Below are 25,108 nucleotides of genomic sequence, written 5' to 3'. Positions count from 1 at the left end.
GGTCGATCTCGCCTACACTCGGTGCCGTGCCACGTGGTGACGGTCGACTCAATCATGATCTGCTCCCCGGTGAGAAAGGCCCCCAGGACGCTTGCGGCGTCTTCGGTGTCTGGGCTCCGGGCGAAGAGGTCGCCAAGCTCACTTACTTCGGGCTCTACGCCCTCCAGCATCGGGGTCAGGAATCCGCGGGAATCGCGGTCAGCAACGGCTCCCAGATCCTCGTCTTCAAGGACATGGGCCTCGTGTCCCAGGTCTTCGACGAGACCTCTCTCGGTTCGCTCCAGGGTCATATCGCGGTCGGTCACGCCCGCTACTCGACCACCGGCGCCTCCGTGTGGGAGAACGCCCAGCCGACGTTCCGTGCCACCGCGCACGGCTCCATCGCGCTCGGCCACAACGGCAACCTCGTCAACACGGCGCAGCTCGCCGAGATGGTCGCCGACCTGCCCAAGCAGGAGGGCCGCACCACTCGCGTGGCGGCCACCAACGACACCGACCTGCTCACCGCGCTCCTCGCGGCCCAGGTCGACGACGACGGCAAGCCGCTGACCATAGAAGAGGCTTCCGCCAAGATCCTCCCGCAGGTCAAGGGCGCCTTCTCGCTCGTCTTCATGAACGAGCACACCCTGTACGCCGCCCGTGACCCGCAGGGCATCCGCCCGCTGGTCCTCGGCCGCCTGGAGCGCGGCTGGGTGGTCGCCTCCGAGTCCGCGGCCCTCGACATCTGCGGCGCCAGCTATGTGCGCGAGATCGAGCCGGGCGAGTTCGTCGCCATCGACGAGAACGGTCTGCGGACCTCGCGATTCGCGGAAGCGAAGCCCAAGGGCTGTGTCTTCGAGTACGTCTACCTGGCCCGTCCCGACACGGACATCGCCGGCCGGAACGTGTACCTCTCGCGTGTCGAGATGGGCCGCAAACTCGCCAAGGAAGCTCCTGTCGAGGCCGACCTGGTGATAGCGACCCCGGAGTCCGGGACGCCCGCCGCGATCGGTTACGCCGAGGCCTCCGGCATCCCCTTCGGAGCCGGCCTGGTCAAGAACGCCTATGTCGGCCGGACCTTCATCCAGCCCTCGCAGACGATCCGCCAGCTCGGAATCCGCCTGAAGCTGAATCCGCTCAAGGAAGTCATCAAGGGCAAGCGCCTGGTCGTCGTCGACGACTCCATCGTGCGCGGCAACACCCAGCGCGCGCTGGTCCGGATGCTCCGCGAGGCGGGTGCGGCCGAGGTCCACATCCGGATCTCCTCCCCGCCCGTGAAGTGGCCCTGCTTCTTCGGCATCGACTTCGCGACCCGCGCCGAGCTGATCGCGAACGGCATGACGATCGAGGAGATCGGCACCTCGCTCGGCGCCGACTCGCTCTCGTACATCTCCCTGGACGGGATGATCGAGGCGACGACGATCGACAAGCCGAACCTGTGCCGCGCCTGCTTCGACGGCGAGTACCCGATGGAGCTTCCGGACCCCGAACTGCTCGGCAAGCAGCTCCTGGAGACCGAGCTGGCCGCGGGTCCCGCAGCCACGGCCGCGGCTGACGCCATCCGTCGCCCGTAGCGCCGCAGAGCCCCGTTTCACCAACCCGAAAGATCCCAGGCAATGTCTGCTGTATCTGATCAGTCGACTTCGTCGACGGGCACCGCTTCCGGCGCGTCCTACGCGGCTGCCGGAGTCGACATCGAGGCGGGCGACCGCGCCGTCGAGCTGATGAAGGAGTGGGTGAAGAAGACGCAGCGCCCCGAGGTCCTCGGCGGCCTCGGCGGCTTCGCCGGTCTCTTCGACGCCTCCGCCCTCAAGCGCTTCGAGCGTCCGCTGCTCGCCTCCGCCACCGACGGCGTGGGCACCAAGGTCGACATCGCCCGGCAGCTCGGCGTGTACGACACCATCGGCCACGACCTCGTGGCGATGGTCATGGACGACATCGTGGTGTGCGGCGCGGAGCCGCTCTTCATGACCGACTACATCTGTGTGGGCAAGGTCCACCCGGAGCGGGTCGCGGCCATCGTGAAGGGCATCGCCGAGGGCTGTGTCCTGGCCGGCTGCGCCCTGGTGGGCGGCGAGACGGCCGAGCACCCCGGTCTGCTCGGTCCGGACGACTTCGACGTCGCGGGCGCCGGCACCGGCGTCGTGGAGGCCGCCGAGCTGCTCGGCCCGGATCGCATCCGTACGGGTGACGCGGTGATCGCCATGGCGGCCTCCGGTCTTCACTCGAACGGGTACTCGCTCGTCCGGCACGTGCTCTTCGACCGGGCGAACCTGCGCCTGGACCAGCACGTCGAGGAGTTCGGCCGCACGCTCGGCGAAGAGCTCCTGGAGCCCACCAAGATCTACTCGCTGGACTGCCTGACGCTGACGAAGAGCACCGAGGTGCACGCGTTCAGCCACATCACCGGCGGCGGTCTCGCGGCCAACCTGGCGCGGGTGATCCCCGACGGCCTGCACGCGGTCGTCGACCGCGGCACGTGGACGCCGGCGCCGGTCTTCGACCTGGTCGGCAGGACCGGCGGGGTCGAGCGCCTGGAGCTGGAGAAGACGCTGAACATGGGCGTCGGCATGATGGCGATCGTGCCCGAGGAGTCCGCAGAGGTCGCCCTCGCCGTCCTCGCGGACCGCGGGGTGGAAGCCTGGGTCGCCGGTGAGATCACCGAGCGCGGGGACCGCACGACGGGCGCGGAGCTCGTCGGCGACTACGCGAGCTGAGACGGGTGACGGGAGCCGAGGCCCGCGGTCACGCGGGCCGAAGCTCCCGGAGCAGCACGAAACCCGGTCCGGCGTTGAAGCCCCGGACCGGGTGAAGTGCAGTCGCTACGAGAAAACCGCCAGGCGGGATCTGCCAGAAACCCACGCCAGGAGATCCGCCACCCGAAGAGATCGCGGAAACTGCGAGGGACGCTGTTGCGTCAAGCGCCGCGACGTTGAGACTGAGGACCGGACTGGTCGTCCTCGTCCTCGTCGTCGTCGTTGTAGAGATCCGCGTACTGTGCGTACGGGTCGTCTTCCTCGTCGTCGTCCTCGAACGGCTCGCCATTCGGCGGCTGGCTCGAAGTCGAAGCGCCCAGCTCATTGGCCAGACGCGAGAGGTCAGTCCCGCCGCTGCTGTACTTCAGCTGGCGGGCGACCTTCGTCTGCTTGGCCTTTGCCCGGCCGCGCCCCATGGCTCGACCCCCTCGGATACGGGGCTCGACGGCCCCAGAGTCTTGACACGCGTTCATGATCTGGAACGGACTCTCCGTGGAGAGACCGGTCCGTAGGGCTTCCACGGTACCTGAGCCCGCGCCCATACGGTACGTCGCCCGCAGCACGCGCCTTCGCCCAGCACCCGCGAGGTGCCCTGTCCTCGCTGGTCAACCGCGATTTTAACCTCTTCTCGGCGCCCGACCCGCCGACAGACGTGAGAGTTCTCTCCCAACCGCCCGTCGGCGGGTCCCTGACAAGCGCCGAAGGCCTCGGCCGGGGTCAGTGCCCCCGGGCCTCCGCCATCCGCTGCTCGGCGATCCGGTCGGCCGCCGCGGCCGGCGGGATCCCGTCCTGCTTCGCACGTGCGAATATGGCCAGCGTGGTGTCGAAGATCTTCGTGGCCTTCGCCTTGCACCGGTCGAAGTCGAAGCCGTGGAGCTCGTCGGCGACCTGGATGACACCGCCCGCGTTCACGACGTAGTCGGGCGCGTACAGGATCCCGCGGTCCGCGAGGTCCTTCTCCACGCCCGGGTGCGCGAGCTGGTTGTTGGCCGCGCCGCACACGATCCGGGCCGTGAGCACCGGCACGGTGTCGTCGTTCAGCGCCCCGCCCAGCGCGCAGGGCGCGTAGATGTCGAGGCCCTCGGTGCGGATGAGCGTCTCGGTGTCCGCGACGGCCGTGACGCCGGAGGGGTGCCGGTCCAGGATCCGCCGCACGGACTCGGCCCGCACGTCCGTGATCACGACCTCGGCGCCGTCCGCGCGCAGGTGGTCGACCAGGTGGTGGCCCACCTTGCCGACGCCCGAGACGCCGACCTTGCGGCCGCGCAGCGTGGGGTCGCCCCACAGGTGCTGAGCGGAGGCCCGCATGCCCTGGAAGACGCCGAAGGCGGTCAGGACCGACGAGTCGCCCGCGCCGCCGTTCTCCGGGGAGCGTCCGGTCGTCCAGCGGCACTCGCGCGCCACGACGTCCATGTCGGCGACGTAGGTGCCGACGTCGCACGCGGTGACGTACCGGCCGCCGAGCGAGGCGACGAACCGGCCGTAGGCGAGGAGCAGCTCCTCGGACTTGATCTGCTCCGGATCGCCGATGATGACGGCCTTGCCGCCGCCGTGGTCGAGCCCGGCCAGGGCGTTCTTGTACGACATCCCGCGCGCGAGGTTGAGGGCGTCGGCGACGGCCTCCTGCTCGCTCGCGTACGGGTAGAAGCGCGTTCCGCCGAGGGCGGGGCCCAGGGCGGTGGAGTGGATGGCGATGACGGCCTTCAGGCCGCTGGCGCGGTCCTGGCAGAGCACGACTTGCTCATGACCCCCCTGATCCGAGTGGAACAGGGTGTGCAGTACATCAGCAGGCGCGCCGGTTACGTCGGTCACTGTGGTGACTCCCAGGTAAAAAGCGGCGGTTGGGTGCGGTGCCCGTGCGGATGGCGGGCTCCGGTGGGAATGAGACTAGAGCCTGTGCCGACCCGCCCTCGGCGCAGTGGTCAGGATCACCTACGGGCGGGGCACGGCCGTGGTTCGATTTGCATAGATTTCTCTTCAGTTTCCGATCGGTTCTCGCTGGTTTTCCCGGTGCTCGACGGGGGAGGGAGCAGGCGTGCCCAAGGTGTCCGCGGTGATCGTCCCGTACACGTCGTACCTGCGGGTGTACGAGCCTCTGGCCGCGTTCCCCGAGTCCGAGCGCGCCCACTGGACGCGCTACGCCGAGCGCACCGAGCGCCCCTCGTACCAGGACGAACTGCGCCGCTCGCTGGCCGATCTGCTGCCCACCCCGCCGGTCCCCGTCCCGGTGCACGAGAGCGGTGACGCGTTCGTCGCCGAGGTCGACGGGGTGGTGTGCGTCTGCCCCTGGCGCACCCGGCTGCGCGGCTGGCAGGCCCTGGACGACCTGGGCGAGGAACTGCCCGCGTCGGTCCTGGACGCGGTGCTGCCGCCGCTGGTGCGCCGTCAGGCCGCCCTCGACTACGAGCGCTGGCTGGCGCGCAACCCCGACGCCCGTCCGTGGATCCGCACCTCGACCTGGCAGGTGCCGCTGAACTGGTTCGTGCTCGTCACGGACGAGGAGCGGGAGTACGAGAAGGGGACGGGCCCGGCCGGAGCCGCGCCGCTGCTGCGCTACCGGACGCCGATGGTCCAGGCGCGGCGCCGAACGGCCCGGGCCCTGCGCACGCTCCGGGACGCGCTGGACGAAGGGCCGCTCATCGAGGGCCTGGTGGACGTCGGTCGCTGGCTGGAGGAGTTCCATCCGCGCTCGCTGGTCGAGCTGGACTACGGCGGGCTCGTGCACACGCTGCCGGCGGGCCAACTGGAGGGCGACCACTCGGCGAAGGACGTGGCCGAGGGCATCGAGGCGCTGCGCACCGGAGACGGGGCGACGGCGGGCGAGGCGTACGGCCGGCTGGTGGAGCGCTGGCGGTCGGTCAGGGACCGGCGTTCGTCCAACTGAAATCATCCCGTCCGGTTGTGATCTGGCTCTCACAGGTTCCGGGTCGAACTCGCGTATGGTCCTCACACGCTGAAGAACCCTCACGTCCAGGACGTAGGCCCCGATCCGGGCGTATACGTCAACGGGTGTCAAGCGTGACGGACGGCACTTACCCGGCTCTTGCATCGCTTCCCCCTCCTCGTGTCAAAATAGGACAAGGAGCCCGGGGGAGGGCTCCCTCCGCCCGCTTTTGGGGGGGAATCTCGGCATTGCACGCTTTTAGGACGTCTGGTGACTCCTGATCGCCCTGTGACTGATCGTCACAGTGGCGTGACTGTCCGCTATGGCATGGTCCATCGGCTTCCGTCGCTGATGAACACCTGGGAGGGCAATTCCATCGGTTTGGCCGACGCGGCTGGACGGATGGTGTAGTTGTAGTGCCGAGGACAAGCCGTTCGTCCTATAACCGACTCGACTCGCGTCCGCCATTTCGGGCAACGCGGGTCAAGGTGCAGAATTTAGAGGAAAGAACCGAGAAGGTTCGGTTCTCCCGAGGAGGCCGCTCATGACCGCTCGCACCCCTGATGCCGAGCCGCTGCTGACCCCCGCTGAGGTCGCCACGATGTTCCGCGTCGACCCCAAGACGGTCACGCGGTGGGCGAAGGCCGGCAAGCTCACGTCCATCCGCACGCTCGGAGGGCACCGCCGTTACCGCGAGGCTGAGGTCCGCGCACTGCTCGCGGGTATCCCGCAGCAGCGCAGCGAAGCCTGAGTCACCGCATAACCGGACAAGTCGACGGATCCCCCAACCCGTCGAGGCGTCCACACCACAGCTCCAAGCGACGCGGGTTCTGCCCCAACAGAGCTCACGCCCAGGCGTTTTTGCCACATGAACAGGGTGCGTCGTAGATCGCGCTGGACTCCGCCGGGTCCAGCGCGATTTTTTTTGTGCGTTCCACCGGCCCCGGCGGGCGGCCTGTGAGCGGCCTTGTCGGAGTCTGGGGGCGGGTGTCGGATCGGCTGCGGAAGCCCTCGATCCACGGTGCAATTGCACATATTAAATTGACTGGTTGTAGGAGGGGGGTAAGTTCCACACTTCTGAAAACATATGCGGTGACTCCCGTCACATGCCACAGTCCTTGTCCCCCGAGAGCCTTCTGCGCTAGGGGAGTTGGGCCGGTGAGGGGTCGCGTCACGCCTGGTCGCGCGGGGGGACGAGGGCCCGGCGAAGGCCGTCGGGGCGGTTCCGGGTCACGCTGTCGAGGGTCTTTCGTCCTCGGGGGTGTTCTCGGGCTCCTGCTCGTCGTTCGGGGCGGCTTCCATGGCCAGCCGGGCGAGCTGATGGCAGATCGGACAGTGCCGCGTCAGATGGCGGTACCCGGACGCGGCCGCCAGGTGGGCTCGGAGCAGAGCCCGGGTCTCGTGCCGGGCGGACACCGCCATACGCACCTCCAGGGGGCCGGCAGGGCGAGTGGCCCTGGATTCCGGGGTACCGGCGGAATGTGACGCCGTCAAGGGACGGGAGCGGGCCACGGAGACGGCTCCGGAGGCCCGAAGGCCCGTACGCGGACAGGCGCGCACACGCGAACGGCCTTGCGTGGCCCCGGGAGCAGGAGCGCGGGGCCCCCGGACCAGGACCGCTTCGTCCCGGACCCGGGTCGGGTGCGGACACGCGAAAAGGCCCGGAGCCGAAGCTCCGGGCCTTTTCCGTGTGCGGTCCTGACGGGATTTGAACCCGCGGCCTCCACCTTGACAGGGTGGCGAGCACTCCAAACTGCTCCACAGGACCTTGATTCGCAGCGACTTGTTCTTGCGCCGTGCTGCGAAACAGACTGTACATGAGGTCAGACCCCGGGGTCGAACTCACCGCCCGTGCGGGCGCCGTCACGGGACGGCGGCGTCGATCGCCTTCACGATCCGCTTGTCGGAGACCGGGTACGCCGTGCCGAGCGCGTGGGCGAAATAGCTGACCCGGAGCTCCTCGATCATCCAGCGGATGTCCAGGACCGACGCGGGCACCGGGCGGCCCTGCGGGAGCTGTTCCAGGAGCCAGGCGTACTCGTCCTGCATCTCGTGGACCTTCTCCATGCGGCTGGTGTCCCGCTGGGCACCGGTCGGCATCTGCTGGAGGCGGCGGTCCGCGGCGACCAGATAGCGCATCAGGTCCGGCAGCCGCCGCAGTCCCGTCGCCGTGACGAAGCCGGGCTTCACGAGGGCGTCGAGCTGCTTGCGCACGTCCGCGAGGTTCGCGAGCAGGGTCGGGCTCCTGACGCCCTTCAGACGGCGCTCACAGGCCTGCCAGGCGGCGAGCACCTGCTGCACCTGTCCGACCGTGCGCACGGTCGTGTCGACGATCTCCGCGCGCACCTTGTCGTACAGCTTGCGGTAGGACTCCTCGTCCCACGCCGGGCCGCCGAAGTCCGCCATCAGCTTGTCCGCCGCCGCCATAGCGCAGTCGTCGAAGAGCGCCTGCACCGAGCCGTGCGGGTTCGCCGACAGCGCGAGCTTCTGGGCGTTGGTGAGCTTGTCCGAGGCGAACTTGCCCGGGTTCACCGGGATGTTGCGCAGGATCAGGCGGCGGGTGCCCTTCCACATGGCCTCGGCCTGCTCGGCCTCCGTGTCGAAGAGCCGCACGGAGACGGTGTTCGCCGCGGGGCCGTCGTCGACCAGCGCCGGGTACGCCTTCACCGGCTGGCCGGCCCGGCGCGTCTCGAAGACCCGCCGGAGCGAGCCGATCGTCCAGTCCGTCAGCCCCGAGCGTTCCAGAGACTCCCCGCCCTCGCGTTCCGCCGTCGCTGCGGCGGCCTGCGAGATCGCCTGGCGCGCCTTCGGCTTCAGCCGGAGCTTGAGGGCCTCCAGGTCCTTGTCCTCGGCCAGCTTGCGGCGCCGCTCGTCGACGATCCGGAAGGTGACCTTCAGATGGTCGGGGAGCCGTGACCAGTCGAAGTCGTCGGCGCTCAGCGGCACACCGACCATGCGCTTGAGCTCGCGCGCCATGGTCAGCGTCAGCGGCTCCTGGAGCGGTACGGCCCGCTCCAGGAACTTCTGGGCGAAGTTCGGGGCGGGGACGTAGTTCCGCCGGATCGGCTTGGGGAGCGAACGGATCAGCTCCGTCACCACTTCCTCGCGCAGCCCCGGGATCTGCCAGTCGAACCCTTCGTCCGTGACCTGGTTCAGCACCTGGAGCGGGATGTGGACGGTCACGCCGTCCGCGTCCGCGCCCGGCTCGAACTGGTAGGTCACCCGGAACTTCAGCCGCCCCTGGAGCCAGGAGTCGGGATAGTCGTCCTTCGAGACCGCGCCGGCCCGGTCGTTGATGAGCATCGAGCGCTCGAAGTCGAGGAGTTCGGGCTCCTCGTTCCGCTTGCGCTTCCACCAGGAGTCGAAGTGCGCCCCGGACACGACGTGTTCGGGCACCCGCTGGTCGTAGAAGTCGTACAGGGTCTCGTCGTCGACCAGGATGTCGCGGCGACGGGCCCGGTGCTCCAGCTCCTCGACCTCGGTGAGCAGCTTGCGGTTGTCGGCGAAGAACTTGTGGTGCGTGCGCCAGTCGCCCTCGACGAGGGCGTTGCGGATGAACAGTTCGCGGCTGACCTCGGGGTCGATCCGGCCGTAGTTCACCTTCCGCTGCGCGACGAGCGGTACGCCGTACAGCGTGACCTTCTCGTACGCCATCACCGCGGCCTGGTCCTTCTCCCAGTGCGGCTCGCTGTACGTCCGCTTGAGGAGATGGCCGGCCAGCGGTTCCACCCACTCCGGCTCGATGCGGGCGTTCACGCGGGCCCAGAGCCGCGAGGTCTCGACGAGTTCGGCGGACATCACGAACCGCGGGGGCTTCTTGAACAGCGCCGAGCCCGGGAAGATCGCGAACTTGGCGTTGCGCGCGCCCAGGTACTCGTTCTTCCCGGTGCTCCGGCCGCTCTCCGGCTTCCCCGTGCTCCGGCCGCTCTCCGCGCCGGCGTCCTTCACGTCCTTCATGCCGATGTGCGAGAGCAGACCGGCGAGCAGGGACACGTGGACGCTCTGCTCGGGCGCGTCCTCCTCGTTCAGATGGATGCCCATCTGCTTGGCGACGGTGCGGAGCTGGCTGTAGATGTCCTGCCATTCGCGGATGCGCAGGAAGTTCAGGTACTCCTGCTTGCACATCCGGCGGAACGCGGACGAGCCCCGCTCCTTCTGCTGCTCACGGATGTAGCGCCACAGGTTGAGGAAGGCCAGGAAGTCGGAGGTCTCGTCCTTGAAGCGGGCGTGCTGCTGGTCGGCCTGCGCCTGCTTCTCGGACGGCCGCTCGCGCGGGTCCTGGATGGAGAGCGCCGCAGCGATCACCATGACCTCGCGCGCGCAGCCGTTCTTGTCGGCCTCCAGGACCATCCGGGCGAGCCGGGGGTCGACGGGGAGCTGGGCGAGCTTGCGGCCGGTCTGGGTGAGCCGCTTGCGTGCGTCCTTCTCCGCCGGGTCCAGCGCGTTCAGCTCCTGGAGGAGCTGGACGCCGTCGCGGATGTTGCGGTGGTCCGGCGGGTCGATGAAGGGGAACTTCTCGATGTCGCCGAGGCCGGCCGCGGTCATCTGGAGGATGACGGAGGCGAGGTTCGTACGGAGAATCTCGGCGTCGGTGAACTCCGGCCGGGCGAGGAAGTCGTCCTCGGAGTACAGCCGGATGCAGATGCCGTCGGACGTACGGCCGCAGCGGCCCTTGCGCTGGTTGGCGCTGGCCTGCGAGACCGGCTCGATGGGCAGCCGCTGCACCTTCGTGCGGTGGCTGTAGCGCGAGATGCGCGCGGTGCCCGGGTCGATCACGTACTTGATGCCGGGGACGGTCAGGGAGGTCTCGGCGACGTTGGTCGCCAGAACGATCCTGCGCCCGGTGTGCGGCTGGAACACGCGGTGCTGCTCGGCGTGCGAGAGCCGGGCGTACAGGGGCAGGACCTCGGTGAAGCGGTAGTTCTTCTTGGTGATGGCGTCGGCCGTGTCGCGGATCTCGCGCTCGCCCGACAGGAAGACGAGGATGTCGCCCTTGCCCTCGGCCTGGAGCTCCTCGACGGCGTCGCAGATCGCGGTGATCTGGTCGCGGTCCGCGTCCTCGGAGTCCTCTTCGAGGAGCGGGCGGTAGCGCACCTCGACGGGGTACGTCCGGCCGCTGACCTCGACGATCGGGGCGTCGCCGAAGTGCCGGGAGAACCGCTCCGGGTCGATGGTCGCGGAGGTGATCACGACCTTGAGGTCGGGCCGCTTGGGCAGGAGCTGGGCGAGATAGCCGAGCAGGAAGTCGATGTTGAGGGACCGCTCGTGCGCCTCGTCGATGATGATCGTGTCGTACGCGCGCAGCTCGCGGTCCGTCTGGATCTCGGCGAGCAGGATGCCGTCCGTCATCAGCTTGACGAAGGTGGCGTCCGGGTTCACCTGGTCGGTGAAGCGGACCTTCCAGCCGACCGCCTCGCCCAGCGGGGTGGCCAGCTCGTCGGCGACGCGCTCGGCCACCGTACGGGCGGCGATACGGCGGGGCTGGGTGTGCCCGATCATGCCGCGCACGCCACGGCCCAGCTCCATGCAGATCTTCGGGATCTGGGTGGTCTTGCCGGAGCCGGTCTCACCGGCGACGATCACGACCTGGTGATCGCGGATGGCCTCCGCGATCACGTCCTTCTTCTGGCTGACCGGAAGCTGCTCGGGATAGGTGATCGCCGGGACACGGGCGCGGCGCTCGGCCATCCGGGCCTCGCCCCCGGCCACCTCCGCCTCGATCTCGGCGAACACGGCGGAGCGGGCCTCGGGCTTGCGGATCTTGCGCGCGCCTTCGAGCCTGCGCCCGAGCCGGTGCGCGTCGCGCAGGGACAGCTCGGCCAGGCGGGCGGCGAGATCGCCGAGGGCGGGGGCAGGGTGCGTAGACATACGCGATCCAGGATCTCATCCCGGGGAAATCCCTGGCGAACCCTTTTGCCGCGCCGCCGCGAGCGGGGTCAGGGGGCGCGCTGCGGGGGCGGCGCGGGGGCCTCGGCGGCGGGGCCGGCGGGCGCGGGGGTCCCGGCGTCGGGAGCGGGGGTTTTCGCGGGGGCGTGCCCGGACTCGCGCCGCGGCGCCGATCCCAGGGCGATGGACCGGGCGGTGTTGGAGATGGCCTTGATGCCCAGGTAGGCGGTGGTCATGCTGCTCACGGCGGTGAAGGCGGCGGTGAGCACGCCGACGATCACGGACTTGTCGCCGTCGAGCCGCCAGACCCCGAGGGCCGCGACGGCGACGATGGCGAGATTGCTCATGACGACCGCGATCAGCCCGTACCGCGCCCGGTCCTTCTCCAGCTCGGTGTCCCGCGCCGCCGCGCCCTCGTCCCGGCTCATGTCCATCCCCCCGAAGGAACCCGATCGATCACCCAGAAGTTAGCGCCGGGCCGGGCGTGGTGCCAGGGGAATCGCGATCCTGGCCGGCCCGGGTCCACCGCGAGGTTCCGCGAACGACGAAACCCCCTCCGGGCGAACCGGAGGGGGTTTCGTTCTGGTGGCTGGGGCCGGGGTCGAACCGGCGACCTATCGCTTTTCAGGCGATCGCTCGTACCAACTGAGCTACCCAGCCACGAGGCTTCCGGAGAAACCTCAGCGGTCCTGACGGGATTTGAACCCGCGGCCTCCACCTTGACAGGGTGGCGAGCACTCCAAACTGCTCCACAGGACCAAGCTGTTGTGTGCGAAACAGGCTAAGCAAGTGTCGCACACGGTGTTGCGTGCCCCCAACGGGATTCGAACCCGTGCTACCGCCTTGAAAGGGCGGCGTCCTAGGCCGCTAGACGATGAGGGCTATCGGCCCGCCTGCGCGCTTCTCAGCGCGTCGGGGACGTGAGAAGCATATGGGATGGCGGGAGGTATCGCCAAAACGGTTTACGGGGAGGTCGTGGAGGGGGTTCCCGAGGGCGTCGGCGAGGGGGTCGCGCCGGGCCGGTTCTCCTGTGCCAGATGGCGGCTGACCTCGGCCGTCGTGAGGCCGAGACCGCCCAGCCTGATCTCGTCCCAGGCCTGGAGCCGGCGGGTGTCCCGGTCCAGGTAGAGGACCGAGGCCTCGATCGGGGCCGGGTACTGGCGCTCGACGGCCCGCAGCCCGCTCCCGCCCGTCGAGCCCTCGACGCGCAGCCGCGTCCCGTACTTCATGACCTCCATCTCCTCGTGGTGCAGATGCCCGGCGAGCACCAGGGGCACCTGCCCGTCCGTCCCGCGGGCCGCCTGCGGTTCGTGGGCGACGGCGATGTCGACCGGGGTGCCCGCGGCGCGCTGGTCGCGCAGGGCGGAGGCCAGCCGGGCCCCCGCGAGGTCCTCGGCCGCGTCGCCGCCCGGAGCGGTGGAGCGGTCGGGGGTGAACTGGGGGTCGCCGATGCCGGCGAAGCGCAGGCCCGCGACCGTGACCGCGCGGCCGTCGTCGAGGACGCGCACGTTCTTCAGGTGTTCGAGGTAGCGCTGGGTCTCGCGCGAGTCGTGGTTGCCGCGGACCCAGACGTACGGGGCGCCGAGGTCGGGTATCGGGTCGAGGAAGCCGTTCTCGGCCGCCGAGCCGTGGTCCATCGTGTCGCCGGAATCGACGATCACGTCGACCGCGTACTGCTTCACGAGCGAGGCGATGATCTTCCAGCTCGCCGGGTTCAGATGGATGTCGGAGACGTGGAGCACCCGGATCGTGGTCGGGTCGGGTTCGTAGACGGGGAGGGTGGACGTGACGTCGTACAGCTTCGTCACGTTCGTCACCAGGCGCGCCAACTCCTTCTGGTAGACGTCGAACTCGCTGACGATGCTGCGGGCGTCGCCGACCAGGGACGGTGCGGAGGCGAGCAGGCCGGAGTACTTCGGCTCCAGGACCGACTCGGGGTTCCAGGTGGCGGCGGCGGTCGCTCCTGAGGCGGCCAGGAGGCCGAGGGCGAGACCGCCGGCGGCCAGGGCGCGGCGCGGGCGGCGGTAGACCGCGAGGCCGAGGGCGGCCGCGCCGGCGCCGACGGCCGTGCAGGAGCGGACGGCCAGGTCGAGGGTGCCGTGCTCGACGTCCCGTACGACCTCGTCCTGGAGTCCGGCGAGGCGTTCGGGGTGTTCGACGAGGGCCTGGGAGCGTTCCGGGTCGAGCCGGTCCACGTCCACGTCCAGGCGCAGCGGGGCCTCGTGGCTGCGCAGCTCCAGCGCGCCGAGCGGAGAGATGTTGATCTTCGTGCCGCCGGTGAGGGACGGGCGCAGGGTCATGGTCGTGTTCATGGGGCCGACCGGGACACGGACGTCGCCCACGACCAGCAGTCCCAGCCAGGCGCCGAGCAGCACCACGCACAGCAGTCCGAGGGCGCGGGTGTACGGGTTCTGCCGGGGGGCGAGTTCGAGCACCGGGCCCCCGCGGTGGCCGGGGCGGCGGCGGACGAGCGCGCGGAGCGCCCGTCCGGCGCGGTCGGCCGTGCGGCGGGCGGTGGCGGTGGCGGTTGCGGCGACGGGGACGGGGGCGCGGGCCATTTGTCCCGTCTGCCCAAAGGGCGGTGCGGGTATGCGGGGTTCCGTCACCCTCGCCGGAGGCGCGTGCGGGCGGCCCGGTCAGCCCCAGCCGAGTTCGTGCAGGCGGTCGTCGTCGATGCCGAAGTGGTGGGCGATCTCGTGGATCACGGTCACGGCGACCTCGTGCACCACCTCGTCCGTGGTCTCGCACCGGCGCAGGGTGGGGCCCATGTAGATCGAGATGCGGTCGGGGAGCACTCCGGCGTACCACTCGCCGCGGTCGGTGAGCGGGGTGCCCTCGTAGAGGCCCAGCAGTTCGGGATCGTCGGCGGGAGGCTCGTCCTCGACGAACACGGCGACGTTGTCCATGACCCGGGTCAGCTCGGGCGGGATCCGGTCCAGCGCCTGGCTCACGAGCTCTTCGAAGGTTTCGCGCGTCATCTCCAGCACCTGGCCATTGTCGGGGATGGCGCCCCGGTGGCGGCGTACGACGGAGACCCGGAGAGGGCCGGATCCGGGGAGGGGGCGCGATACCTGGCCCACATGGGGTGTCTCATACCATTTTCGGAGTGTTCTGACGAATTGGGATGATCCGTCCGGTGATAGTGCGGGCATGACACGCACCCTTTCCCTCGCCCGTCCGGGCGCCCGCGTCCGGGCCCGCGCGGCCCTCCTGTGCGCCGCCCTGCTCGCCGTCACCATCCAGACGACCGCCGCCGCGCCGGCGTTCGTCCGGGCTCCCGCCCGCTACGGCGAGAACGACTGTGTGAGGACCGGGAGACCACTGGGCGGCGAGGCCCGCGAGGTCCTCGCCATCGCCCGGAAGGCCAAGGCCGACCTGCATCTGAAGTCGGTGGAGCTGAAGGTCACCAGCCACGGGCGCGAGGTCCTGACCGACGCGCTCGGCGAGTCCATGACCGGTGTCCCGGCCGAGCCGGACATGCACTTCCGCGCCGGTTCCGTGGCCTTCTCCTACGTCGGCACGGCCCTGCTGCAGCTCGTCCAGGAGGGCAAGGTCGGCCTGGACGACACCGTGGAGCGCTGGCTGCCCGGCTTGCCCAAGGCGAACCAGATCACCCTGCGGATGCTGGCCAGCAACACCACCGGGCTGCACGACTACGTCACCGACCCGGCCTTCCTGGCCGAGCTGGAGGCGCACCCCTTCCGGCACTGGACCCCGCAGCAGTTGCTCGCGTACCCCTACAGCCATTCGTTCTGGTACAAGCCGGGCACCAACTGGAGCTATTCGCACGCCAATTACCTGCTGCTGATCCAGGCGCTGGAGAAGATCACCGGCACGCGCATCGACAAGCTCCTGCGGGAGCGGGTCACCGGTCCGCTGGGTCTCGACAACACCCGGAACAACTTCACCCCCGACATCCCGCGGCCGGTCGTGCACGCCTTCACGTCCGAACGCGGCCTGTACGAGGAGTCCACCTTCTGGAACCCCTCGTGGACCACGGCGCCCGGTGCCGTGATCACCACGCACGTCTGTGACCTGGCCCGTTCGGCGGCCGGCATCGGCAGCGGCGCGCTCATCTCGCGCAGCTCCTACCGCACCCTGCTCGATCCGGGCACGGTCGGTCTCGGCCACCCGACCGCCAAGTGCCCCGCCACCGTCTGCCTGGAGCAGACCGAGGCCAAGCACTTCGGACTCGGCGTCATCGTGATCAACGGATGGATCCTGCAGAACCCGTCGTTCTCGGGATACGCGGCGATCCAGGCGTATCTCCCGTCCGAGCGTCTCGCCATCGCGGTCAACGCGACCAAGACCAAGGACACTCCCGACGGCAACCAGGCCGAGGTGGTCGCCGAGCGCATCGCGGCGGCGCTGGCCCCGCAGGCCCCGCTGGCCATCGGCTGACCCGCCGGGTCCGCCCGCCCGGCCGCGCCCTCCGCGCGGGGCGCGGGCCTCACGGAGGCGCCCTCCGGGCCCGGTTGGGCCCCGGGGGCGCGTGTCCTTGCGTGGGCGGCGGGAGTTGGACGGGGAGAACTCCCGTCTCTCCCCACGCTCCCGGCTCCTTCCGAGCGGGGGACACCCCGTTCGGAGGTGGCCGCCCGTGCGCGCCTTGTACGTACCCGTCCGTCTGGCCGCCGCGGTCCTGGCCGTGGCCGCCACCGCCGGCTGCATGAGCGTCGGCGACGACGCGGGGCGGCCGGGGCCCTCCCACTCGGCGGACAGACGCGCCGACGGGGTGCCCGGCGACGGGTCCGCCGTGGGCGGCGGCGGGGTCGGGTCGTACAGCGGGAAGGGCGGGAAGGGCGGAAAGGGCGGCAGGCACGGAAAGGCCTCCGCGAAGCCGGGGGAGTCCGCGTCCGGCGACGCGTCGGCGTCCCCGGGCGCGAAGCCGTCCGCGAAGGCGACGCAGAAGGACGGGACCCCCTCCAAGGCCTCCGCGCCGCCCGGGGGCGAGCCGACTCCCACCCGTACGTCGGCGGAACCCTCGCCCGAGCCCCCGCCGGCCTCCCCGCCGTCGCCGCCCGACCCCGGGACCCCGGAGCCCTCGTCGTCGGCGCACGAACAGCCGGTGACCCAGTTGATCCAACGGGAACCGGCGCCCGAGGCCGGCTCACCGGTGTAGCCGGCGCGTGCCCGCCGGCGCGGTCGGCGCGGGGAGCGGGGCGGGCGCGGGTCCCGCCCCTCGGGCCCGCACCGGGGCCCGACGCGGGCCCGGTGCGGCGGGGATGTGGCGGGGTTCACGGGTACCGAAGGCGTGGATGTGGCCTGTTCAACAGCGCCGTCGGCGCGGGCGGGGTAGCGTGGAGGACGCGAGCAGGTGGCTTGGAATGCACCCTCACCTGGTCGTATGGGGCTCAGTTTGCCTTCATGGGGGAAGGGTGCGTATGGTAGTAGATCGTTTGATCCCATTTGCCCGGCGCCGCCGCAGAGAGCGCCGCGTGGCGCGTACTCTCCCTTGCCGTGGCCGGACCGCATAGAGGCGGTCGTTTGCGACTTCACGGAGTTTGGGCGCGTGCCGAAGAAACTCCGGAAGGTTCGCATTTCGCATGTCTGTTTCCAGTACTGATCACGTCGTCGTGCCCGAGAACAGCGAGAACAACGACGTGGTCGAGGCCACGATCGAGGCGATCGAGGCCGTCGAGACCACCGAGTCCGCCCCCGAGCTGACCTTCGCCGACCTCGGCCTCCCCGAGGGCGTCGTCCGCAAGCTCGCGCAGAACGGCGTGACCTCCCCCTTCCCGATCCAGGCCGCGACCATCCCGGACGCCCTGGCCGGCAAGGACATCCTCGGCCGCGGCCGCACCGGCTCCGGCAAGACCCTCTCCTTCGGTCTGCCGACCCTGGCGCAGCTCGCCGGCGGCCACACCGAGAAGAAGAAGCCGCGCGCCGTCATCCTGACGCCGACCCGTGAGCTGGCCATGCAGGTCGCCGACGCGCTGCAGCCCTACGGCGACGTCCTCGGCCTGAAGATGAAGGTCGTCTGCGGCGGTACGTCGATGGGCAACCAGATCTACGCCCTGGAGCGCGGCGTCGACGTCCTCGTCGCCACCCCGGGCCGTCTGCGCGACATCATCAACCGCGGCGCCTGCTCGCTGGAGAACACCCAGATCGCCGTCCTCGACGAGGCCGACCAGATGTCGGACCTGGGCTTCCTGCCCGAGGTCACCGAGCTGCTCGACCAGATCCCGGCCGGCGGCCAGCGCATGCTGTTCTCCGCCACGATGGAGAACGAGATCTCCACGCTGGTCAAGCGCTACCTGACCAACCCGGTGACGCACGAGGTCGACAGCGCCCAGGGCAACGTCACGACGATGTCGCACCACATCCTCATCGTGAAGCCCAAGGACAAGGCGCCGGTCACCGCCGCGATCGCCTCCCGCAAGGGCCGCACGATCATCTTCGTCCGCACCCAGCTCGGCGCCGACCGCATCGCGGAGCAGCTCCGCGACGCCGGTGTGAAGGCCGACGCGCTGCACGGCGGCATGACGCAGGGCGCCCGTACGCGGACGCTGGCGGACTTCAAGGACGGTTACGTCAACGCGCTCGTCGCCACCGACGTCGCCGCCCGCGGTATCCACGTCGACGGCATCGACCTGGTCCTGAACGTGGACCCGGCCGGCGACCACAAGGACTACCTGCACCGCTCCGGCCGTACCGCTCGCGCGGGTCGCTCCGGCACCGTCGTGTCGCTGTCGCTCCCGCACCAGCGCCGCCAGATCTTCCGGCTGATGGAGGACGCGGGCGTCGACGCCGCGCGTCACATCATCAACTCCGGTACGGCCTTCGAGCCCGAGGTCGCCGAGATCACCGGCGCCCGGTCGATGACCGAGGTCCAGGCCCAGTCCGCGGGCGACGCCGCCCAGCAGGCCGAGCGTGAGGTCACGCAGCTCACCAAGGAGCTGGAGCGCGCGCAGCGTCGTGCCGCCGAGCTCCGCGGTGAGGCCGACCGTCTGGTCGCCCGTGCCGCCCGTGAGCGTGGCGAGGACCCGGAGGTGGCCGTCGCGGCCGCCGCCGAGGCCGCCGAGCAGGCCGTCGTCGCCGAGGCGCCGGCCGCGGAGGCCCCGGCCGAGCGTCCCGCGTACGAGGAGCCGCGTCAGCGCCGTGACGAGCGGGGCAACTACGAGCGTCGTGACAACGACCGTGGTGGCTTCCGTCGTGACGACAACCGTGGTGGCGGTTTCAACCGCGATGACCGTGGCGGCCGTTCTTTCGAGCGTCGTGACGACAACCGTGGTGGTGGCTTCCGTCGCGATGACAACCGTGGTGGCGGTTTCAACCGCGATGACCGTGGCGGCCGTTCTTTCGAGCGTCGTGACGACAACCGTGGTGGTGGCTTCCGTCGCGATGACAACCGTGGTGGTGGCTTCAACCGCGATGACCGTGGCGGCCGTTCTTTCGAGCGTCGTGACGACAACCGTGGTGGTGGCTTCAACCGTGACGACCGTGGCGGCCGTTCTTTCGAGCGTCGTGACGAGCGGGGCGGCCACCGGGGCAGCGACCGCCCCTTCAACCGTGACCGCCAGGGCGACCGTCCCGCGGGCGGCGGCTTCCGCTCGGGCCACGACCGCCCGACCGGCCGTCGCGACGACCACCGCGCCACGGGTGCCGGTTCGTTCCGCCGCGACGAGAAGCCGCGCTGGAAGCGCAACGGCTGACGCCTGACGACGAAGTGACCTGATGTGGCCCCCACCCGGACCGGGTGGGGGCCACATCGTCGTTTCCGGGGGGGGCGACCCCTACGGAAACGCGGTCCCCCTCCTCGGTGATCGTTCTGTAGGATCAGCCGACTTCTGTGGAGGATGTGCGGCTGGGGGCCAGGCCGACGCCTGGGACGGCAGGCGCTCTTCCACTGTTCCGGGAGGGAACCCTTTGCTTCGTCATGCCTTCGTCCGTCGTCCGCGAGCGAGACGTGCCGCTGTCGCCGCGGCCGCTTCCGCGCTGCTCGCGGGCGCCGCGATCCCCTTGCTGCCGACGTCCGCGTCCGCGGTGGGATCCGCTCAGGAGACGGTGGTTCCGCCCGCGTACCGCTCGTCGTACACGGCGGCGACGCTGGTCAATCCCGACACCGCCGCGGGCGGCGACGCCGCGGGCGTCCTGGGCGTCTTCCACCGACTCGAGGGTCACCCGGGAGTGGTGTGGACGCGTTACGCGGACGGCAGGTCCTTCGACGCCCCGTCGACCGACGGCGCCCTGGTCAGCCTCGGGACGGGCAGCGACGTCCTCGCCTACCGCTACGACGACGGCCACGTGGACCTGTGGAACGCCGTCGACGGCACGACCACCACGCTCCACGTGCCCGCCGGGCAGACGCTGTACAACGTCTTCGGCGCCTTGGCCGTCAGCTATGAGGACGTCACGGCCGAGGACGGCACGACCAGCCGGCTCAAGCACCTGCTCACCGCCGGGCCCGACGGGACCACACGCGATGTGCCCGTCGGTGAAGTGCCCCCGGGCATGGTCCTCGGGGGGCCCGTGCGCGGTGACGCGGCGGGGCTCGTGTTCTTCGCCAGAGTGGACGGCGCCGCCACGCTGGTCGACGTCGACCCGGAGACCGGCCGGATCCGGGCCCGGACGGCGACCCTGCCCACCTCGACCGGGTCCACGTACACCAAGCTCTCCCCTGAACACCTCGTCGTGTTCGGCGGCGTCGAGAGCACGAAGGCGTACGTGTACTCCCGCTCCGACCTGTCGGCGGCACCCGTCGAGGTCACGCTCGACAGCACCGGCTCCCGTGCCGCGGACGACCTCGCGGTGGTCGGCGACTGGCTCGTCCACCGTCCGGGCAGCGGCGCGAAGGTGACGGCCGTTCCGATGGCGGGCGGAGAGCCGGTGACCCTGTTCACCGCCTCCAACTCGGGTGTCTCCGCCGCCCCGGACGGCAGCGCGGTCGTCATCGGCCGCACCGGTGCCGACGACTGGGGGGTCCAGCGGATCAGCGCGGGCGACGACGGCAGGCCCACGGTCCGGATGGCCAAGGCCCTGCCCAGGCCGCCCTACAAGGTCCAGGGGCTGTCCCTGGACCAGGGCCGGCTCCTGGTGGCCGACGAGAGCTCGGGCGGGTACCGGGACGACTACGTGCGCACCGTCGCCGCGACCGGAACGCCCACGTTCGGTGAGCGCAGCTCGTACGACGGGACCGTGCTGAAGCTCTACGGCTGCGCGGCGACGGACGTCGGCTGTTCCCAGCTCCACGCCACGGCGGACAACCGGGCCGTCTGGCTGGCGAAGGACACGGCGACCTCCGACCGCCTGCGGGTCAACGGGCCGACGACGTACGGCCTCTGGGAGCGTGAGGTTCCCGCCGGGGGCCGCATCACCGATGTCTCCGGCCGGTACCTGATCCACACGAGCGCGACCACGCAGACCGTCATGAAAATCGGCGGAGGCGCCCCGGACCTCACCCGTGCCCCCGGTGCCGCCGCTCTCTCCGGTGACGTCCTCTGGACGGCCGGATCGACGCCCGGCACCCTCACCGCGTACGACCTCACCGCGAAGAAGACCGTCGAGACCCTCACCACCGACGCGGGCTGCGCCCCCACCGAACTGCAGGCCCTGGGCCGCTGGATCTACTGGACCTGTGACGGCAGGGCCGGTGTCTTCGACCGCACGGCGAAGAAGTCCGTCGCCGTGCCCGCCGGCGAGGCGAAGCTCGGCGACGGATACGTCGTCACCCACGACAAGGCGGCCGGGAAGCTGACGCTCACGACGGTCGCGGGCGGCAGCGCCGAGAGCCGGGTGATCGGCGACCTGCCCGACACCGGGGTCTCGCAGCGGGACGTGCGCTGGACGGTCGACGAGTCCGGCGCGAACGCCGCCTACGTGGACGACCAGGAGCGCGTGCACCTCGTACCGTCCGGGGTGGCCCAGCAGCCGCTGCGGCTGCTGGCGCCCGCCGAGAACGTGCCGTCCGTCCGCCCGCACACGATCGACACCGTCCCGGACACCCTGACCACCCTGCTGCTGTCGAAGCCGGCCGCGAACTGGACGGTGACCGCGCGCAACCGCGCCACCGGCAAGACCTACCAGGACAACCGCGACGACGGTCCCGCGCGCGGTGAAGTGAACGTCGGCTGGTTCGGCGACGACCCGGCGCTCCCCGGCGACGCCTTCGCTCCGGACGGCTCCTACGACTGGACCGTCACCGTCACCCCCGCGGACGGCGTCGGCGCCCCGCTCCAGGTGCGCGGCACGGTCCGGCTGAAGGGCGGCAGCCCGGTGCGCCACGACCACGTCGGGTCCGAGGGGGACCCGGACGGCACCGGCGACCTGCTCACCCTCAACTCCTCGGGCGGACTGACCTTCCAGCAGGGCGACGGGAAGGGCGCGTTCGCCGGGAAGGTCACCGGAACCGGCTGGTCCACCAAGACGGTCGCGGTGCCGTTCGGCGATCTGAACGGCGACCGCTGCAACGACGTCCTGGTGCGGATGAGCGACGGGTCCCTGCGCGGATACCGGCCCGCGTGCGGCACGGCGCCGACCCCGTCGACCGCGTACAAGGCGCTCGGCACCGGCTGGAACGCGTACGACGTCCTGACCTCGCCCGGCGACCTGACCGGTGACGGGCGTCCGGACCTGCTCGCGCGGAAGGCCTCGACCGCCGACATCCATCTGTTCGCCGCGAAGAGCGACGGAACTCTGGCCGCGGGCAAGAAGATCCGTACGGCGTGGACGGGATACACGAAGATCGTCGGCGCGGGGGACCTGAACGGCGACGGGATCGGCGACGTCCTCGCACGGGACAAGGCGGGCACGCTGTACCGCTACGCCGGCACCGGGACCGGTCTGCTGAAGGACCGGGTGAAGGTCTTCTCCGGCTGGGGCGGCTCCTACAACGCGATCGTGGGGGTCGGCGACATCACCGGAGACGGGAAGAACGACCTGGTCGAGCGCGACAGCTCGGGGAACGTCTACCGCAACGCCGGTACGGGAACCGGCTCGTTCGGCCCGCGCGTGAAGATCGTCGGCGGCTGGCAGGGCTACAAGGGCCTTTTCTAGCCACATTTCCCATCGGCGCAGCGCATGTCGTGCACCCGGCGAGGGAATCGCTGGGTGCATGACAGATGACGCCAGAGCGACTGGGCTGTCGGACGAAGAGCGGCTGGCCCAGCTCGGCTACACGCAGGTTCTCGCTCGCCGCATGTCGGCGTTCTCCAACTACGCGGTCTCCTTCACGATCATCTCGGTCCTGTCGGGCTGCCTGACGCTGTATCAGTTCGGCATGAACACCGGCGGTCCCGCCGTCATCACCTGGGGCTGGGTCGCGGTCGGGCTGATGACCCTGTTCGTCGGGCTCGCCATGGCCGAGATCTGTTCGGCCTATCCGACGTCCGCCGGGCTGTACTTCTGGGCCCACCGGCTCGCCCCGGAACGCAGCAGGGCCGCCTGGGCGTGGTTCACGGGCTGGTTCAACGTCCTCGGCCAGGTCGCGGTGACCGCCGGCATCGACTTCGGAGCGGCGCTGTTCCTCGGCGCCTACCTGAACCTCCAGTTCGACTTCGAGGTGACGCCGGGCCGCACGATCCTGCTGTTCACCGCGATCCTGATCCTGCACGGTCTCCTCAACACCTTCGGCGTGGGGATCGTCGCCCTGCTCAACAGCATCAGCGTGTGGTGGCACGTCGTCGGCGTCGCCGTCATCGTGGGCGCGCTGACCTTCGCGCCGGACCACCACCAGTCGGCGGACTTCGTGTTCACGAAGTTCGTCAACAACACCGGCTGGGGCAGCGGGGTCTACGTCGTCCTGATCGGACTGCTCATGGCCCAGTACACGTTCACCGGGTACGACGCCTCCGCCCATATGACGGAGGAGACCCACGACGCCTCCACGGCCGGGCCGAAGGGCATCGTGCGCTCCATCTGGACCTCGTGGATCGCCGGCTTCGTCCTGCTCCTCGGCTTCACCTTCGCCATCCAGTCCTACGACAAGGAGCTGGGCTCGGCGACCGGCGCGCCGCCGGCGCAGATCCTGCTGGACGCGCTGGGCGCGACGGCCGGCAAGCTCCTGCTGCTCGTCGTGATCGGCGCACAGCTCTTCTGCGGCATGGCGTCCGTGACGGCCAACAGCCGTATGATCTACGCCTTTTCGCGGGACGGCGCGCTGCCGTTCTCCTCGGTGTGGCACACGGTGCACCCGCGCACGCGGACCCCCGTGGCGGCGGTGTGGCTGGCCGCGGGAGGCGCCCTCCTGCTCGGCCTGCCGTACCTGATCAACTACGCGGCCTACGCGGCCGTGACGTCGATCGCGGTGATCGGCCTCTACGTCGCGTACGTCATCCCGACGCTGCTGCGGGTGCGCAAGGGGGACGCCTTCGAGCGCGGGCCCTGGCATCTGGGCCGCTGGTCCCGGCCGGTGGGAGTGGTCGCGGTCGGCTGGGTGGCCGTCATCACGATCCTGTTCATGCTGCCCCAGGTCTCCCCGGTCACCTGGGAGACCTTCAACTACGCCCCGGTCGCCGTGCTCGTCGTCCTGGGCTTCGCCGCGGCCTGGTGGCTGGCCTCGGCCCGTCACTGGTTCCTCAACCCCGAGCACCAGCGCACGATCGCCCGTGAGGCCGCCCGCAAGGGTGCACCCGAACCGGTCGATCCCTGACCTTGCGGGCCTCCGGCGTGGCCGGGTCACCGATACCCGATCGGAGTCCCGGCCACGTCCCGCTATGCTCGGGGATGCATCGGCGCGGGCCGGTGCGTCGTGCCGGTGCTTTCCGGTGCGGGGACCCTTAGCTCAATTGGCAGAGCAGTGGACTTTTAATCCATTGGTTGTGGGTTCGAGTCCCACAGGGTCTACGGAAAGAGCCCCCGGTTCAGAGGTGATCTGAGCCGGGGGCTCGCTTCGTCTCGCGGGGTGCCGGACGGCTCCCGGAGCTGAGTCCCGGGGTGTCAGCCGGCGGAGAGCCCCGCGCGCTCCGTGAGTTCCGGCAGCGGCAGGGTGTGCTGGGTCTGGAGGACCTTGGCGCGCAGGTAGCGGACGTTGTGGGCGGTGGTGAAGACGCCCGTGGGGACGCGGTGGGAGACCGTGATGCCCAGATCGCGGAGCTGTTCGGCCTTGTCCGGGTTGTTGGACAGCAGGTCGAGGGAGCCGATGCCGAGGGCCCGGAGCATCTGGGCGGCCGCCGTGTAGTCGCGGTCGTCCTCGGGCAGGCCGAGGGCCGCGTTGGCGGCGTAGGTGTCGAGGCCCTGGTCCTGGAGGGCGTACGCGTCGAGCTTGTTGTAGAGGCCGATGCCGCGGCCCTCCTGGCGCAGGTACAGCAGGACGCCGCCGCGGTCCGCGATCTGCTCCACCGCCTCGCGCAACTGGGGTCCGCAGTCGCAGCGGGCCGAGCCGAACACGTCGCCGGTCAGGCACTCGGAGTGCAGCCGCACCAGCGGGTTCGCGCCGGGCTCGCCGAGGACGACGGCCAGGTGTTCCTTGCCGTCGTCGAGGCCGTGGAAGGTGACGAGTTCGGCGTCGACGGAGTAGCCGTCGCCGAAGCGCAGGGGTACGCGGACGCGGGTGCGCACGGTGGCGGTGGGGTGGTCGCGCATGGTGTCTCTCCGTCCGGCGGGTCCGTACGGGTTCTGCTTCAGATTTGAAGCACAACCTCGGGACAGACCCTACATCTGCTTAAAA

General features: G+C 70.3%; 17 protein-coding genes and 5 tRNA genes. 10 read left to right on the top strand and 12 right to left on the bottom strand.

Annotation, left to right across the window (positions count from 1 at the left end):
• Positions 1–26 precede the first annotated feature (26 nt).
• Positions 27–1,553, top strand: a complete 1,527-nt coding sequence (purF, locus tag ACFRIC_RS11280; RefSeq protein WP_382782884.1) for an amidophosphoribosyltransferase — start codon at positions 27–29, stop codon at positions 1,551–1,553.
• Between the two features lie 42 nt (positions 1,554–1,595).
• The gene (purM, locus tag ACFRIC_RS11275) at positions 1,596–2,696 is read left to right on the top strand and encodes a phosphoribosylformylglycinamidine cyclo-ligase (RefSeq protein WP_382782881.1); all 1,101 of its coding nucleotides are present in this window, start codon (positions 1,596–1,598) and stop codon (positions 2,694–2,696) included.
• A gap of 200 nt (positions 2,697–2,896) precedes the next feature.
• Here purM and ACFRIC_RS11270 read toward each other — a convergent pair whose 3' ends face one another.
• Both ACFRIC_RS11270 and ACFRIC_RS11265 read right to left on the bottom strand, forming a co-directional pair.
• A complete protein-coding gene (locus tag ACFRIC_RS11270) occupies positions 2,897–3,151 on the bottom strand; it encodes a DUF3073 domain-containing protein (protein ID WP_037615441.1) in 255 nt (84 codons plus the stop codon).
• 301 nt (positions 3,152–3,452) lie between these two features.
• Complete coding sequence (locus ACFRIC_RS11265) at positions 3,453–4,547, bottom strand: Leu/Phe/Val dehydrogenase (protein ID WP_382782878.1); 1,095 nt, start codon at positions 4,545–4,547, stop codon at positions 3,453–3,455.
• 223 nt (positions 4,548–4,770) lie between these two features.
• Between ACFRIC_RS11265 and ACFRIC_RS11260 the strand changes: the two genes are divergently transcribed.
• A complete protein-coding gene (locus ACFRIC_RS11260; RefSeq protein ID WP_382782875.1) occupies positions 4,771–5,619 on the top strand; it encodes a hypothetical protein in 849 nt (282 codons plus the stop codon).
• A gap of 544 nt (positions 5,620–6,163) precedes the next feature.
• Positions 6,164–6,370, top strand: a complete 207-nt coding sequence (gene bldC / locus ACFRIC_RS11255) for a developmental transcriptional regulator BldC (RefSeq protein ID WP_003949541.1) — start codon at positions 6,164–6,166, stop codon at positions 6,368–6,370.
• Positions 6,371–6,849: 479 nt separating this feature from the next.
• Here bldC and ACFRIC_RS11250 read toward each other — a convergent pair whose 3' ends face one another.
• The 9 genes from ACFRIC_RS11250 to ACFRIC_RS11210 all read right to left on the bottom strand — a co-directional run bounded on the left by ACFRIC_RS11250 (position 6,850) and on the right by ACFRIC_RS11210 (position 14,492).
• Positions 6,850–7,041: a DUF6274 family protein gene (locus tag ACFRIC_RS11250; RefSeq protein WP_382782872.1), complete on the bottom strand. Its 192-nt coding sequence runs from the start codon at positions 7,039–7,041 to the stop codon at positions 6,850–6,852.
• A 271-nt stretch (positions 7,042–7,312) separates the two neighbouring features.
• Positions 7,313–7,387 (bottom strand) — tRNA-Asp (locus ACFRIC_RS11245).
• 95 nt (positions 7,388–7,482) lie between these two features.
• Positions 7,483–11,487, bottom strand: coding sequence for an ATP-dependent RNA helicase HrpA (hrpA, locus tag ACFRIC_RS11240; RefSeq protein WP_382782870.1), 4,005 nt, complete (start codon positions 11,485–11,487; stop codon positions 7,483–7,485).
• Between the two features lie 68 nt (positions 11,488–11,555).
• Positions 11,556–11,933, bottom strand: a complete 378-nt coding sequence (locus ACFRIC_RS11235) for a hypothetical protein (protein WP_382782867.1) — start codon at positions 11,931–11,933, stop codon at positions 11,556–11,558.
• A 155-nt stretch (positions 11,934–12,088) separates the two neighbouring features.
• Positions 12,089–12,165: transfer RNA gene (locus ACFRIC_RS11230), tRNA-Phe, on the bottom strand.
• Positions 12,166–12,189: 24 nt separating this feature from the next.
• A tRNA-Asp gene (locus ACFRIC_RS11225) sits at positions 12,190–12,264 on the bottom strand.
• Positions 12,265–12,314: 50 nt separating this feature from the next.
• A tRNA-Glu gene (locus ACFRIC_RS11220) sits at positions 12,315–12,387 on the bottom strand.
• Between the two features lie 80 nt (positions 12,388–12,467).
• Positions 12,468–14,063: a metallophosphoesterase gene (locus tag ACFRIC_RS11215; protein ID WP_382782864.1), complete on the bottom strand. Its 1,596-nt coding sequence runs from the start codon at positions 14,061–14,063 to the stop codon at positions 12,468–12,470.
• Between the two features lie 78 nt (positions 14,064–14,141).
• On the bottom strand, positions 14,142–14,492 hold the full coding sequence (locus ACFRIC_RS11210; RefSeq protein ID WP_382782861.1) for a metallopeptidase family protein: 351 nt from the start codon (positions 14,490–14,492) through the stop codon (positions 14,142–14,144).
• Between the two features lie 163 nt (positions 14,493–14,655).
• Between ACFRIC_RS11210 and ACFRIC_RS11205 the strand changes: the two genes are divergently transcribed.
• The 6 genes from ACFRIC_RS11205 to ACFRIC_RS11180 all read left to right on the top strand — a co-directional run bounded on the left by ACFRIC_RS11205 (position 14,656) and on the right by ACFRIC_RS11180 (position 24,285).
• Positions 14,656–15,906: a serine hydrolase domain-containing protein gene (locus tag ACFRIC_RS11205; protein WP_382782858.1), complete on the top strand. Its 1,251-nt coding sequence runs from the start codon at positions 14,656–14,658 to the stop codon at positions 15,904–15,906.
• 196 nt (positions 15,907–16,102) lie between these two features.
• Positions 16,103–16,624 (top strand): hypothetical protein, encoded by a 522-nt coding sequence (locus ACFRIC_RS11200; RefSeq protein ID WP_382782856.1) that lies wholly within the window; start codon positions 16,103–16,105, stop codon positions 16,622–16,624.
• A 424-nt stretch (positions 16,625–17,048) separates the two neighbouring features.
• Positions 17,049–19,157: a DEAD/DEAH box helicase gene (locus ACFRIC_RS11195; protein WP_382782853.1), complete on the top strand. Its 2,109-nt coding sequence runs from the start codon at positions 17,049–17,051 to the stop codon at positions 19,155–19,157.
• 214 nt (positions 19,158–19,371) lie between these two features.
• The gene (locus ACFRIC_RS11190) at positions 19,372–22,497 is read left to right on the top strand and encodes an FG-GAP repeat domain-containing protein (RefSeq protein ID WP_382782850.1); all 3,126 of its coding nucleotides are present in this window, start codon (positions 19,372–19,374) and stop codon (positions 22,495–22,497) included.
• A 58-nt stretch (positions 22,498–22,555) separates the two neighbouring features.
• Entirely contained in the window at positions 22,556–24,091 is a 1,536-nt protein-coding gene (locus ACFRIC_RS11185) for an amino acid permease (protein ID WP_382782847.1), read from the top strand.
• 121 nt (positions 24,092–24,212) lie between these two features.
• Positions 24,213–24,285: transfer RNA gene (locus ACFRIC_RS11180), tRNA-Lys, on the top strand.
• Between the two features lie 93 nt (positions 24,286–24,378).
• Here ACFRIC_RS11180 and ribA read toward each other — a convergent pair.
• Positions 24,379–25,023, bottom strand: a complete 645-nt coding sequence (ribA, locus tag ACFRIC_RS11175) for a GTP cyclohydrolase II (RefSeq protein WP_382782844.1) — start codon at positions 25,021–25,023, stop codon at positions 24,379–24,381.
• Positions 25,024–25,108: the final 85 nt, after the last annotated feature.

Origin of the sequence: Streptomyces sp. NPDC056738 (assembly GCF_042790435.1) — a bacterium.
Lineage (GTDB): Bacteria > Actinomycetota > Actinomycetes > Streptomycetales > Streptomycetaceae > Streptomyces.
The sequence above is the reverse complement of the archived record's forward strand: the minus strand, read 5'-3'. Positions and strand labels throughout refer to the sequence as shown.